Below are 13,606 nucleotides of genomic sequence, written 5' to 3'. Positions count from 1 at the left end.
ATCCCTACTCGTCTTGGCAGCGTGGCTCCAACGAGAACGCGAATGGTCTACTTCGAGAGTTTTTCCCCAAAGGCTACAATTTTGCGCAGGTGACCGATGCCGAACTGGGACGAGCTCTGGATCTCATCAACAACCGGCCTCGTAAATGTTTAGGCTGGAAGTCGACGCATGAATCGTTTCAGGACGAACTGTTGCACTTGGATTGACAATCCGTCAAAAGAAAAAAGAATTAGTTCAGAAAAAATCCAAAGTGTAGAGGCTAAGATAAGTGTGATGCCCACTTTTCCGGTGAATGTAGTGTTTCAAGATGAACCACAAATCAAGTATCAGTATGTAAATATAGAAGATGACGGATGGATCCAGTTATCGGTTCTTGATTCGAATAAAGAGAATAAAAAATATAAGTATAGGGAGTAAGATTCATCGAAGAATCTAATCATGGACTATACTCCTCTTACTTTAATCGAACGAGGAAGCTCAGTTAGAGAGCCAGTACCCAGGCAATTAGCCCGGCACTCAGACGGCCAGCAGGGGCGAAAAGCAGTCAGGTGGAGTTCGCGGATTGGGAGTTCCGGTTGGCGTTTGAAGTTGCGGAAGAGCATAAGGAGCTGCTGCACCGGTGGACGCGGGAGGTTTGCGGAGTTCGGCTGCATGTGCATTTTGAGCGGCGGGATCAAACGAAAAGTTGAAATAAAAATAGACGGCTCCATCTTAATGATGAAGCCGTTTTTTCAATACGGATTAGCTTGAGACAACCGACCAACCGCCTATCAGTCGTCCTATTCCTCGCTGCTCACCAGGATCACTTCAGCAGTCGTGGACGGTCTTGCTTGCAGCTGGCTTACGGGAACGGTCTGCTGATAGGTTTTGGACATGCCGTCGATGTTGTACTGGATCCAAATATGCACGTTGTCACCTGGTGCGATGCCGGGTTTGTGTATACTGCCCCGATCTCCCATATGATACCGACCGTTCGCCGCATCGGGGAGCTGGAACGGATCGTCGGCCTGGGCAAAAGACAGCAGCGGTTCGTCGTCGATTCGGGTGACGAGACTGATGCCGTCGAACGTCGAATCCGGCTTCTCGCTCTCCAGATAATACGAACCGTCTACGTAGACGGAATCCCCGTATGTGAACCAGCCGATATTGCGGATCGCGAAATCTTCGGTCTCGATATGAAAAGCATAATGCCGGGGGCTGCCTGTCGAAGCGCCGTGTATATAGAAAATCGCGATAAAACCCAGCATGAAAAGAGATACCGCAGCACCGATCCCGATTTTCTTGTTCATTGTCATTCTCCTTTACCGAATCATCAATTTGAGCAGAGGCTGGTTCCCATTCGCCGATGAGTCGGTCTACTCTTATTTTACCCAAATGCAGTGAAGCTTCTCCTTGCTATGAATAGGACTTACAGACGTACGAAGACAGAAGGTTGTGCGAGGTTTGGCTGCAGGAGATTATTGAGTAGTGTGATTATAGTGAAGCGGATTGGAGCTGCAAAACAAATCGGACACAGAAGGGTTCTACGTTGAGCAGAACATTTCTGTGTCCGATTCGCCGACCTGGGTCTAAGCGGTTTTCTTTGCGAGGTTAGAAAGCTTGTATGCTCCAAAAGACAGAAGAGCATAGACGATACCGTATAGCAGCCAAGTGCCTATATTGGATTGGAGCGTCTGCAAGGTAGTAAAGATAAAAAGAACCGGAAGAAGGAGACTAAGTAAAATAGGCCACACTGCGTTCAATCTGAGATAACGGCATACCATACCAAATACAATTGCAAGCAAAGGACAAAGTAAAAAGGTCGGCAGCAAAGGGTTTAAGCCCGGAAATGCCCAGTACAACATTCGCATAACTCCAATCCTAAGATTTATTTCAATTCATATTCAGATCGTAAGCTTAGGATGTAAGGGGTGTATTCTGCACTTCTATTCTTATTCTATCACCCAAAATTCACATCGACCAGGCGGCTCTGGGAATCCGATATTTAAAATAAGTTCCGCTGCTCTTATACACGTATACATAAGGCGGATTATCTGGGGCGGTCGCAAGTTTGTACACGACCAGATCGGCATGAGTTTCATGATCAAGAGGTTCTAGTTCGCCGGCCTGGATGTTCTCGGTAGCGGCATAAGCCAAAGTTTCGCTGCGCCATACAAGTTGAGGAGCATCGGCGATTACCCGTCGGATGCTGTTGAACGAACCGACATGGCCTGTGATAAAAATGGCGAATTCGATAACCCCATACAGCAGCAGGCCAACGATAAATACAGCCGCTGATTTTTCACTTTTTTTCATAAATGAACTTCAACTCCCATTCCTCACCTCAAGTCCACTCCTTACCTCAAACCCGCTGCACCAACCGAATCTCCGGCAGTTCCTGCTGCTTCTTGGCAACCGGATTGAAGCGGGAAGCGACTTTGCGGACGGGGCCGAGGCTGGCGATCCGGATCAGGGTGCGGATGGTGCCGACTCCGATTCTGGTTTTGGGATAGACGAGGTTGGGCACTCCGGGAGGCAGCTGCTGGGCTTTGTCGATCAGCGGGCGCATCCACTGCTCATACTGTTCGAGATAAGGCTGCAGGTCGCCGGATTGCCGAGTACCGGATTCCTGCGGCGGAGCCTGCGAGAGGAACGAGGCCAGCACGTATCCGCCGATCAGCGCAAGCGACGAACCGCCGCCTCCGATCGGCGTGACGCACCAGGCGGCGTCGCCCATGACGCAGGTCCGGCCTGTAGACCAGCGGGTCATCAGGATCTGCGTCAAATAGTCGAAGTAGACGTCCTGTGAAGTGGCGAAGCCGTCGACGACGCGCTGCGTCTGCCAGCCGGCGCCTTCGAAGACGCGTCGCAGTTCGGCGCGGGCCTGGTCCGGCGGCAGGGAGGCGAAGTTCCGGTCTTTGCTCGTAAAAGCCAGCATGGCGCGAATCGTGCCCTGATTGTCCGGGCGCAGCGATACCTGGCGTCGATCCGGAGCCGTGTACCAGCGCCACCAGCGGTCGTCTTCGGCGGTGCGTTCGATCGTGCCGTAAGCGATGTTCAGACCCAGTTCGCGCCGGGAGACGCCGCCTGCGAACACGCTGTCCCGCGTTCTCGACCGGACGCCTTCGGCGATGATGAGCAGGTCGTAGGTTTCTTTTTGGCCGGAATGCAGATCGACTTCGACGCTCTCCTCCTGGTTGTGCACGTGCTCGATCCAGTCTCCGAAGCGGATCGAGACTTCAGGCGGAAGCGCCTCCAGAATGAGGCGGGCCAGGTCTCCGCGCAGGATCTCCAGCTCGGCGGTCAGACCGTCCGTCCCCGGGACCGGGAAAGCCCCGACGGTGCGACCTTTGTCGTCGACGAACGCGGTGCCTTCTTCGGTCGTCGTTTGGGCGCGCACTTGGTCTTCGAGTCCCATTTTGGCTAATACTTCACGGCCCAGGCCGCGTACGTCGATATTTTGTCCGCCATCCCGGAAAGCTTCGGCGCGTTCGAGAACGGTTACGGTCCAGCCGGCTTGGCTCAACCAGTATGCTGCGCTGAGGCCGGCAATGCTTCCTCCGGAAATGAGTACTGTTCGTGTGGACATGGTCGTTCTCCTCTCGATGTGGGACTGGCGTACGGATCAAAGGATCGGGAATAAAGGGTGCCAGATAGAGAGGCAGTTAGAGACACCTTACCCGTAGGCGGGTTAGTGAAACGAAGCTTAGAATAATCACCGCTTACAGCCAAATTGATAGTCCCTGTCCCGTATGTAAGAGGTGCTGTCTTCGATCGAAGTCAGCGAGCGGCGGGGGCCTATTTTGACGTACAGATAATAAGGATTGTGCTTGGCATCCAGCAGGGTTACTTCGTGCATGCCGCTTCCGAAGAAAGGGTGACAGGTTTCCAAGACTTTTAACCCCTCGGGATCTTCGTAATGTTCTTCGACATAGTGCAAAGCAAAAGCCGCGGCGATATTTTGCTCCTGCTGATCCGGAACGATGTACAGCAGAGCCGCTCCCAGTAAGGCGAGGATCAATACAATTAACAGCCCGCCTCGCATACGCTTCTTTTTCATTTTTGTACTCCTTGTATAAAGTGCGGAAATTTTTTCTTATCCCCTAAATTCCCTGCTTTGGCTACAAATCCTTTTCTCCCATCGTCTAGACAAGAACCGGTAAGCCGGACGAATCGATAGATCCCGGTCATGAAGGAGTGAATAAGATTCGAATGTTCAAGAAAACCATAGGGTCTGCGCTGCTGCTTGCAGCCTTGTCCCTGAGCGCCTGCTCCGTGCCGGAGCCTCTGCGCGAACCGCCGGAATTGAGCGCAGTCGCAGGCAGCGGAAGCGGTTCGGAGGTCGATGTGCCCACCGAAATCTCCACGTATAACTGGGGCGGAGAGATGACGTACGGAGGGCCGAGGGAGTCTATGGCGGACGAAGAAGCGGTAACCGTACCCGCCGGCTCCAAGATTGTTTTGTCTTTTGCCCCGGAAGCTCCTGACAAGATCAGGGTACGGCTGATGACCGGTTCCTCCCAATTTAAGGAGATCGAATCGACGGAAGCGAGCTTCGACATCCCGGATCAGCCGGGCGAATATGTATACGGCATCAATGGAGAATGGATGGAAGGTTCGGCCTTATATGCGTTGAAAGTGCGGGTGCGGGACTGAGAGTGGCTCTTCTTCACACCAAAAAGCGTCTGCCCCAATCAACCGGAGCAGACGCTTTATCTTTTTTATAAGACGGTATGAATGCGATCCTGTCCGTCCTTTTACTCGAACTCTTCCTCGTCTTCCGCATACGTCGTCAACAGCTCCAGCGTCTCGAGCAGCAGCGTCGTCTCTCCGGATACGTGCAGCAGAACGGTCTCTTCGTCTTGGATACCGGCACGTTCGTATTGCACATCCGTCAGCAGGTCGCTGTCGACGAGCTTAAGCGAGAGATGGTCGGACAGTTCTTCGGGAGTGAGGGTCGAGATTTCGTCCAAACGGATCGGAATCACGGCAGAGATCCGGTTATTCACTTGGAACTGTAGAATTTGTTCGAGGGTAAGGGGATGCGCAATCAGGGCCTGCAGGGAACCGGGCGTGGTGGACATAGGGGAATCGCTCCTTTGGGATAGGAATACATGGCGAATCGTCGACAATCGTGGAGGAGGAACTGCAGAAGTGGGGGAAAGCCTACGTGTCTTGGGAGAGAAGGGCCCGAAGAGATAGACTTATCTTAGAACCGGATATCTAATTCAGTTAGCCAACAATATGATATCCGCAAAAAGAAGCCCGACCGCCGCCGAAGCGAAACGTTTTGGGTCCGTTCTCGGTATCCGGGGGCTTCGGGTGGTAGAATGGAGAAGGTCTGAACAACCCGGATTTACGGATACGGAAAGGAATCATATCCCATGAAAAAAATTATTGTTGTCGGCTCCGGGATTCTCGGGGCTTCGGCGGCTTACCATTTGTCGCGCCTGGGTGCGGACGTACAGGTGACTCTGGTCGACGCCCGGCATCCCGGCCGGGCGACCGACGCGGCAGCCGGCATTATCTGTCCGTGGCTGTCGCAGCGGCGCAATCAGGCCTGGTACCGGCTCGCCCGGGGCGGAGCGCGTTATTACGCCGAATTGACGGAAGAACTGCACCGGCTGGGCGAGAGCGAGACCGGATATGCGCGCGTCGGAGCGCTCAGTCTGCATTCCGATCCGGCCAAGATCGGGCAGATGCGCGAACGGGCCGTGAAGCGGCGCGAAGACGCGCCGGAGATCGGAGAGATCGAGGTGCTGGGCAGCGAACAGGTACAGGAAGGGTTCCCGCTGCTGGGCGGGGACTACCAGGCGGTCCGCGTAAGCGGAGCGGCCCGGGTAGACGGGCGCGCCCTGCGGGATGCGCTTGTGTCGGCGGCGCAGCGCGGCGGCGTAACGGTGCGCGAAGGCGAAGCGGTGCTGCATCCGGCGCAGACGGAAGCGGCGGCAAGCGCAGACGGTGATCAGCCAAGACGCGCCGCCGGCGTTACCGTCGGCGGCGCGCGGCTGGAAGCGGACGAGGTAATCGTCTGCGCGGGCGCCTGGGCGGGGGAGCTGCTGCGGCCGCTGGGCCTGGATTTCCGCGTGACGTATCAGAAAGGGCAGATTCTGCATATGCGGATGCCGGATCGGCCGGACAGCGGGCAGTGGCCCGTGGTCATTCCGCCGACGGATCAATATCTGCTGGCGTTCGAAGACGGCCGGATGGTCGTGGGCGCCACGCACGAGAACGAAATGGAGCTGGGCGATATCCGCGTCACGGCGGGCGGCGTACACGAAGTGCTGAACAAAGGGCTGGAGCTTGCTCCGGGGCTGGCTGGCGGCGAACTTGGCGAGGTGCGGGTCGGATTCCGGCCGTTTACGCCGGGCTTTCTGCCCGTGATCGGACGGGTTCCCGGCTGGGAAGGACTGATTACGGCCAACGGCCTCGGCGCGTCGGGACTGACGATGGGCCCGTTTCTCGGCCGGCAGCTGGCGAAGCTTGCGCTGGGTCTGGAACCGGATCTGCCGCTGGACGATTATGCGGTGGAGAAAGCGCTGGGCGGAAGATAACAGGCGGAAGAAAATAAGCAGGCCGCCGCTTACTTCGTCAGTTTCAGACATTCATTGGAGACGCCGGTGCAGATATCGAACGTCGAATCGTCGGCCAGACTGTGAAATTCACCGTCTTCGGCGTAGTAGATGGTAGAGACTTGCGTCGCAATAACAGAAGAATCCGAACCGCTGCTCCACGAGTCGAGATAAACGATATAGGGACCGCCTGCCTTCAGATGCCGCAGCTGCCGATCGTCCAATGCAGCCAGTTCATCGGGATCGTTTCGTACCGGGAACGTCGAGACCTTGTTCAGGTTTTCGCTGCCGATCGTGATGATGTTCGCCGGATTGGTAGAGGTGATCAGGGCGGCTGTCGGTTTGAAATCGAGACTGACCAGACGATCCCCGTCCATTCGATAAGAAACCAATTGGCCTTCGTAAGGATGCGAGTGGGTGTCGGCATAGACCCAATGCTCCGGCGTACCTCTGGAGAGATCTGGTGATTCGGGCTGTACCGGATTCGATGTCCGGCGGTGCCGGGCGCGGCTCTGATCGATGTTGGGCGCTTCGTAATCCGGCTTGGCCCGGTCCCCGTCCGGTGTATGCGATGAATCGGAAGCCGGGGAATCGGCCTTGAGCGAAGACTGCGCAGCTTCCGGAGCCGGTCGCTCCGAAGCGCATCCAGCAAGGCACAGGGATGCGGCGAGCACAGCGGTGAGCGGCATAAGGGTATAGACGGCAGCCGGTTTGCTTTTTCTCATCGTAAGATCCTCCTGTTCGTAATGAGTCTATAAAAGAAAACAGACCGGAGTCCGACTTCTTGCGAAGCGTGCTCCGGTCTTGTTGGCGTTGCGATCGTTGCTTCGTTGACACCTGAGGCGCAGCGAATGGGCCTAGGTGTCAAACAAATAAGCGATCGGAGTCAACCACAGCACATACAACGCCAGGATGCCCAGAGACAAAAATGTCGCGATCCGGAATACAAAAGACTGTTTGCGGTGCGGGAACAGGAAGCGCAGGCCAAAGGCCGAACCGATCAGGGCAAGCAGGAAACCGGGCAGCCACTGGGAACCGTACAGCCGAATATCGAGAGGAGTGACAAACAGGTAAAGGGCACAGACGCTCGGCAGCAGAACGGCCACAGCGATCAAGCGTTGCGTGAGACGCAGAAGGCAGACCTCCTTTTTCGTTGGACGGATTGGGATCTATGGATTGAACGTTCGCAGAAGCGGGAGAGTTGGGAAGTCCCAAATGAAAAAAGGCGGAATTCGGCAGCCGGGAAGTGGTATTAGGGCAGATATCCTGTTTGTGGAAAATGTAAAATTTGGAGATTCGGCCGAGCGTGAACATCTCCGTTTATCAAAGAATGTTTTACGCTTTCAATTGAACAGAGGTCGATAAAAAAAATTTATGAGATTTTCTAAACGTTTCGATTTTACACTCTATATGAAGGAAAAAATCTTCAAATTGTACCCCTTTGAGTGATGAAACTTTACATATAGAAAGAAATAACGAAAAAAATATTGCGAATCGACCGCTGTTCATGTAAGTTAAATTCACTCGATACGAAGCCCTTACCGAAAAGACCATCCCCTATACATAATAATTAAAAAATGTCGGGCTTGGCGGGCTGCGTGCACGGGCATTAAAGCGATCTTGAGGGGAGCGTACGGTTGATGAGAAAAAGAATGGGTTGGCTGTTTACTCTAATGTTGTCGCTGGTATTGATTCTTGCAGCATGCGGAGGGGGCGGAAGCGGAACTTCCGAACCTGCGGCTTCTACGGAACCGGGCGAAGCGGCTTCGACCGAACCGGCTGCGGATCCTGCCGCCGGTGGCAGCGGCGGTACGTTGATCGTGGGACGCGGCGGCGATTCGGCCGCGCTGGACCCGGCGATCGTGACCGACGGCGAATCGCTGAAGATCGCGCAGCAGGTATTCGATCCGCTGCTTGCTTACAAAGCGGGCACGACCGAAGTGGAACCGGCTCTTGCGGAGAGCTGGGAAATCTCGGACGACGGCCTGACGTACACGTTCAAACTGCGTGAAGGCGTCAAGTTCCATGACGGTACCGACTTTAATGCCGACGCGGTGGTCTTCAACTTCACCCGCTGGAACGATACGAAGAGCAAGTTCAAGTTCGAAGGCGATTCGTTCGACTACTACGATTCCATGTTCGGACCGGAAGAAGCCCGCGTCATCAAGAGCGTAACGGCTTCGGATCCTTCGACGGTCGTATTCGTACTGAACCAGCCGCAGGCTCCTTTCCTGCAGAATCTGGCCATGCCTCCATTCTCGATCGCAAGCCCGGCCGCTGTTGAGAAATCGGGTGCCGATTTCAAAGCGAACCCGGTCGGAACCGGCCCGTTCGTCTTCAAGGAATGGAAGAGAAGCGATTCCATTACGCTTGAGAAGAACCCGGAATACTGGCAGGAAGGTCTGCCGAAGGTCGATTCGGTTATCGTGCGTTCGATCCCGGACAACACGGCCCGCTTCAACGCTCTGCAGAACGGCGAGATCGACATGATGGAAGATCTCAGCCCGGACGATCTGGCGACGCTGGAAAGCAACCCGGACCTGCAGAAGTTCAACCGTCCTCCGTTCAACGTGGCGTATCTCGGCTTCAACGTCACGAAGAAGCCGTTCGACGATCCGAAAGTCCGGATCGCGCTCAGCCACGCGGTCGACAAGCAGGGGATCGTGGACGCGTTCTTCGCGGGACAAGCCGAACCGGCCAAGAACCCGATTCCGCCGTCCCTGTGGGGCTATAACGACACCATCGAAGATTACCCGTACGATCTGGCACAAGCCAAGAAGCTGCTGGCCGATGCCGGTTACGCGAACGGCATCGAGCAGCCGCTGACCTTCTATGCGATGCCGGTATCCCGTCCTTATATGCCGGACGGCCGCAAAGTCGCCGAAGTCATTCAAGCCAGCTTCGCGGAGATCGGGGTAACGGTCAATATCGAATCGCCGGAATGGGCGACTTACCTCGACGACCTGAGCAAAGGCGAGAAAGACGATCTGTTTATCATCGGCTGGACGGGCGACAACGGCGACCCAGACAACTTCTTCTACCCGCTGCTCGACAAAGACTCCATTGGCGGCAACAACTACAGCCAATACGCAAGCGATCCGCTGCACGAAGTGCTGGTGAAAGCGCAGCAGGAGACCGAACAGGCAGAGCGCACGAAGCTGTACGAAGAAGCGCAGGTCATCGTGCACGACGACGCGCCTTGGGTACCGCTCGTTCACTCCACGCCGCTTCTGGCCGCTTCGAAGAAAGTGGAAGGGTATGTTCCGTCGCCGACAGGCTCGGAGCCGTACGCGGAAATTTCGATTCAGCAGTAAGCAGGGCCTGAACCATAACGGAGACCGGGGCGGATCGTGCCCGGTCTTCGTCTCTGCTGGGGCTTCCGAGAGCGATCTCATTCGACTTCTATCAAACCTACGGCGGGTGATGCACAATGACGACTTACATTTTTAAAAGGCTGGCGGTGCTGATTCCGGTACTGCTCGGTATGACGATTATCGTTTTCTCGATCATTCACGCCATACCGGGCGACCCGGCGGATACCATTCTCGGAGAGAAAGCGACCGAGCAGTCCAAGCAGGCCCTGCGCGACCAGCTCGGGCTGGACAAGCCGTGGCTGCAGCAGTATTTCAGTTATCTGGGCGAACTGCTGAGCGGCGACCTGGGCAATTCGATCCGCACGCGGGCGCCGATCTCGGAAGAGATCGTGCCGTATCTTGCGGCCACGTTCGAACTGACGATGGCCAGTATGCTGTTCGCGGTATTCTTCGGCGTCAATGCGGGGATTATCAGCGCCTGGCGGCATAATTCGTGGTTCGATTACATCTGTATGCTGATCGCGCTGCTCGGCGTATCGATGCCGGTCTTCTGGCTGGGGCTGATGGAGCAGTGGATCTTCGCCAATGAGCTGCACTGGCTGCCTTCCAGCGGACGCATGAACGCGCGCGATCCGATGGAAGCGGTCACCGGGTTCTATGTGTTCGATGCGATCATTCAGGGGCAGTTTGCCCAGCTCTGGACGGTCTGCAAACATCTGGTGCTGCCGGCGATCGCGCTGGGCACGATTCCGATGGCGGTTATCGCGCGGATGACCCGCTCGAGCATGCTCGAAGTGATGCAGCTCGATTATGTGCGTACGGCGCGGGCCAAAGGACTGTCGCAGTTCGCGGTCGTGTACCGGCATGCTTTGAAGAATTCGTTTATCCCGGTGCTGACGGTGATCGGGATCCAGACCGGCGCGCTGCTTGGCGGAGCCGTACTGACCGAGACCATCTTCGCCTGGCCGGGCGTGGGGCGCTACATTTTTGAGGCGATCAGCAATCGGGATTATCCGGTGATCCAGTCCGGTATTCTGATTGTCGCCGTGATCTTCGTCTTGATCAATCTGCTGGTGGATCTGCTGTACGTCGTGTTCGATCCGCGGATCCAGTACAAATAGGGGGATTACCATGAGCGACGCATTTCTGAAAGCCGAGATTCGGCCGTCCTCCGACATGATGGAGCGCAAAGCGCAGCCCGGCCCCTGGCGGGAAGCGATCCGGTCTTTCGGGCGCAACAAAACGGCGGTTGTCGGTCTGTGCCTCGTCTTGTTCTTCGCCCTGCTGGCCCTGGTCGCTCCGCTGATCATGCCGTACGACTACAAAGCGCAGGTGCTGACGGACCGGCTCAAACCGCCGTCCGGCGACCACTGGTTCGGGACCGACGATCTTGGACGTGATATCTTCAGCCGCGTGATCTACGGAGCGCGTATCTCGCTGCTGGTCGGGCTGCTGTCGGTTGCCGGTTCGATCGTGATCGGGACGCTGCTCGGCATCATCGCCGGCTTCTACGGCAAATGGGTGGATATGCTCATTTCGCGCGTGTTCGATATTCTGCTTGCGTTCCCGGGCATTCTGCTCGCGATCGCAATCGTGGCCATTCTCGGTCCTTCGCTGCAAAATGCGCTGTACGCGATCGCGATCGTCAATGTGCCGACTTACGGGCGGCTCGTCCGTTCCAGGGTACTCTCGCTGAGGCAGGAAGAGTTTATCACGGCGGCCCGGGCGCTTGGCGCGAACGACGGGCGGATATTGTTCAAGCATATTTTGCCGAACAGTCTGACGCCGATCATCGTGCAGGGTACGCTCGGCGTCGCCACCGCGATCATCGAAGCGGCGGGACTCGGCTTCCTTGGGCTCGGCGCCCAGCCGCCGGACCCGGAATGGGGCAAGATGCTGTCCGACTCGCGCCAGTTTATCCAGACTGCGCCGTGGACCGTCATTTTCCCGGGATTGTGCATCCTGCTCACCTCGCTCGGATTCAACTTGATGGGCGACGGACTGCGGGATACGTTCGATCCGAAAATGAAAGGCAGATAACGAAAGCAAAAGAAACCGTTCGGAGCGAAGCTTGAAGCTCCGGATGGTTTCTTTTTTTGATTAATAAAATATATTGTGGATATATGAAGTCTATGATATGCTTCGGTGGGTTTACTATTTTGAATTTCGGGAGACGGAGGCGGTTCCATGACCATCACGGCACAAACGGCAGGGGATAACGGACAAGGCGAGCGGTTTGCAGAGGAAGAGGAGGAGAAAAAGAACAGGAGAGCGAGGTTCGCGCGGCCGGGATGGATCGTCGCGTCGCTGATCGTGGCCAACTTTCTCGCGCAGCTGATGCAGACCATGCTCAATACGGCGCTGCCGCAGATGATGCTTGATCTCGGTTATTCGCGCCGATCGGGGGCAGTGGCTCATCACCGTGTATCTGTTGGTGACCAGCATCGTCGTGCCGGCGGCCGGATTTCTCGTCGGACGATTCTCGACGCGGACGCTGTTTTTCGCTTCGGGCGGAGCTTTTATCACGGGAACGCTGCTGGCGGCCGTGTCGTCCGGGTATGCGCCGCTGCTTGCGGGACGGCTGATTCAGGGGGTCGGCGCAGGTCTGCTCATGCCGCTGTTCCAGACCACGATCCTGCGCGTATTTCCCAAAGAAAAAATGGGGACGGCGATGGGGATCGTGGGGTTGGTCATGGGCCTTGCGCCCGCGCTCGGTCCGGTGCTGTCCGGCTTCGCGCTGGAAGACCGGTCCTGGCGGATCTTGTTCTACGGTGTACTTCCGATCGCCGCGGCGAATCTGCTGCTGGCGTATCTGACGCTGAGAAACGTGGGCGAACGCAGCTCGGCCAAGCTTGATCTGCTGTCGCTGCTGTACTCGTCCGTCGGCTTCTCGAGTTTGCTGTACGGATTGGGTTCGCTTGGGGGTTCCGGAACTGCCGGGTATGCGCTGCCGGCGATCGCCGCGGGAGCGACCGGGGCCGCCTTGTTCGTGCGGCGCCAGAGCCGGCTTGCCGAGCCGCTGCTGGACTTCGGCCTGCTGCGCAGCCGTTCGTTCAGGCTCGCTTCCTGGATCGGGGCGATCCTGTTCTTCGTCATGATCGGAACCGAGCTGTTCCTGCCGCTGTATGCCCAGAACGTAGCGGGCCTGACGCCGCGCGAATCGGGGCTGATGCTGCTGCCGGGAGCGCTGCTGTTCGGCTTGTCCGGTGTGGTATCGGGCCGGCTGTACGACCGCTTCGGTGCCGCTCTGCTGACCCGGCTGGCTTTTGGGGCGATTGCGGCCTCGCTGCTGCTGATGACGTGCTCGATTCGACTGGATGCATCGCCCTGGCTCCTGACGTCGTTATTTGCTTTGTTCATGGTTGGCGTCGGCTTCGTCATGTCGCCGATTACGGCTTATGCGATGTCCGGTATTCCCGCCGAGCAGATTCGCCATGCCTCGCCGATGACGATCATGATCCGTTCGTTCAGCGGAGCGGTGAGCGGAGCCGTGCTGGTCGCCGTCGCGACGCCGGTGACGGATCTGAGTGTTCTTCCCGTTCCCGAGAATACCCGGCTGGGGATCACCGCCGCATTCGGCATATTGACGGCCTGCGCCGCGGCCGGTCTCGCGGTGTCGCTGCGCCTTGAAGGCCGAAGAGGCCGCGGGCAGGGCGCGGCCGGCAGTCCGGAGTAAGACGGCCGCTTTCTTGTGCCGCATCATCTTTGGTCTGGCTTTTGCCGCATCGCGTTTGGGCTTGG

14 protein-coding genes are annotated in these 13,606 nt (G+C 56.7%); 7 read left to right on the top strand and 7 right to left on the bottom strand.

Translation table 11 applies throughout. The features are described from left to right. The coding region (locus tag HRQ60_RS23515) for a transposase (RefSeq protein ID WP_425501727.1) at positions 1–206 on the top strand (206 nt) is incomplete at its 5' end. A 573-nt stretch (positions 207–779) separates the two neighbouring features. Here HRQ60_RS23515 and HRQ60_RS20240 read toward each other — a convergent pair. From HRQ60_RS20240 to HRQ60_RS20225, 4 genes are all read right to left on the bottom strand, one after another. Beyond that, entirely contained in the window at positions 780–1,289 is a 510-nt protein-coding gene (locus tag HRQ60_RS20240) for a hypothetical protein (RefSeq protein ID WP_172199461.1), read from the bottom strand. Between the two features lie 661 nt (positions 1,290–1,950). Then, positions 1,951–2,295 (bottom strand): hypothetical protein, encoded by a 345-nt coding sequence (locus HRQ60_RS20235; protein ID WP_172199458.1) that lies wholly within the window; start codon positions 2,293–2,295, stop codon positions 1,951–1,953. 46 nt (positions 2,296–2,341) lie between these two features. Beyond that, positions 2,342–3,568: an FAD-dependent monooxygenase gene (locus HRQ60_RS20230; protein WP_172199455.1), complete on the bottom strand. Its 1,227-nt coding sequence runs from the start codon at positions 3,566–3,568 to the stop codon at positions 2,342–2,344. 126 nt (positions 3,569–3,694) lie between these two features. Continuing rightward, positions 3,695–4,039 (bottom strand): hypothetical protein, encoded by a 345-nt coding sequence (locus HRQ60_RS20225; RefSeq protein WP_172199452.1) that lies wholly within the window; start codon positions 4,037–4,039, stop codon positions 3,695–3,697. 152 nt (positions 4,040–4,191) lie between these two features. Between HRQ60_RS20225 and HRQ60_RS20220 the strand changes: the two genes are divergently transcribed. Next, positions 4,192–4,635, top strand: coding sequence for a hypothetical protein (locus HRQ60_RS20220; RefSeq protein ID WP_172199449.1), 444 nt, complete (start codon positions 4,192–4,194; stop codon positions 4,633–4,635). 101 nt (positions 4,636–4,736) lie between these two features. Here the strand turns inward: HRQ60_RS20220 and HRQ60_RS20215 are convergent, their stop codons facing one another. Further along, entirely contained in the window at positions 4,737–5,063 is a 327-nt protein-coding gene (locus tag HRQ60_RS20215; RefSeq protein WP_172199445.1) for a hypothetical protein, read from the bottom strand. A gap of 300 nt (positions 5,064–5,363) precedes the next feature. Between HRQ60_RS20215 and HRQ60_RS20210 the strand changes: the two genes are divergently transcribed. After that, entirely contained in the window at positions 5,364–6,533 is a 1,170-nt protein-coding gene (locus HRQ60_RS20210) for an NAD(P)/FAD-dependent oxidoreductase (protein ID WP_172199442.1), read from the top strand. A gap of 29 nt (positions 6,534–6,562) precedes the next feature. Here HRQ60_RS20210 and HRQ60_RS20205 read toward each other — a convergent pair whose 3' ends face one another. Next, entirely contained in the window at positions 6,563–7,276 is a 714-nt protein-coding gene (locus HRQ60_RS20205; RefSeq protein ID WP_172199439.1) for a hypothetical protein, read from the bottom strand. A 132-nt stretch (positions 7,277–7,408) separates the two neighbouring features. Next, the gene (locus tag HRQ60_RS20200; RefSeq protein ID WP_172199436.1) at positions 7,409–7,666 is read right to left on the bottom strand and encodes a hypothetical protein; all 258 of its coding nucleotides are present in this window, start codon (positions 7,664–7,666) and stop codon (positions 7,409–7,411) included. 525 nt (positions 7,667–8,191) lie between these two features. Between HRQ60_RS20200 and HRQ60_RS20195 the strand changes: the two genes are divergently transcribed. The 4 genes from HRQ60_RS20195 (at position 8,192) to HRQ60_RS20180 (ending at position 13,541) form a co-directional block, all read left to right on the top strand. Then, positions 8,192–9,865: an ABC transporter substrate-binding protein gene (locus HRQ60_RS20195; protein ID WP_172199433.1), complete on the top strand. Its 1,674-nt coding sequence runs from the start codon at positions 8,192–8,194 to the stop codon at positions 9,863–9,865. 116 nt (positions 9,866–9,981) lie between these two features. Beyond that, positions 9,982–10,986 (top strand): ABC transporter permease, encoded by a 1,005-nt coding sequence (locus HRQ60_RS20190; protein WP_172199430.1) that lies wholly within the window; start codon positions 9,982–9,984, stop codon positions 10,984–10,986. A gap of 55 nt (positions 10,987–11,041) precedes the next feature. Further along, complete coding sequence (nikC, locus tag HRQ60_RS20185) at positions 11,042–11,905, top strand: nickel transporter permease (RefSeq protein WP_246281417.1); 864 nt, start codon at positions 11,042–11,044, stop codon at positions 11,903–11,905. Between the two features lie 337 nt (positions 11,906–12,242). Further along, a complete protein-coding gene (locus tag HRQ60_RS20180; RefSeq protein ID WP_246281415.1) occupies positions 12,243–13,541 on the top strand; it encodes a DHA2 family efflux MFS transporter permease subunit in 1,299 nt (432 codons plus the stop codon). Positions 13,542–13,606: the final 65 nt, after the last annotated feature.

This window comes from Saccharibacillus qingshengii (assembly GCF_013185195.1).
Lineage (GTDB): Bacteria > Bacillota > Bacilli > Paenibacillales > Paenibacillaceae > Saccharibacillus > Saccharibacillus qingshengii.
This window is presented reverse-complemented; position numbering and strand designations above follow the sequence as displayed.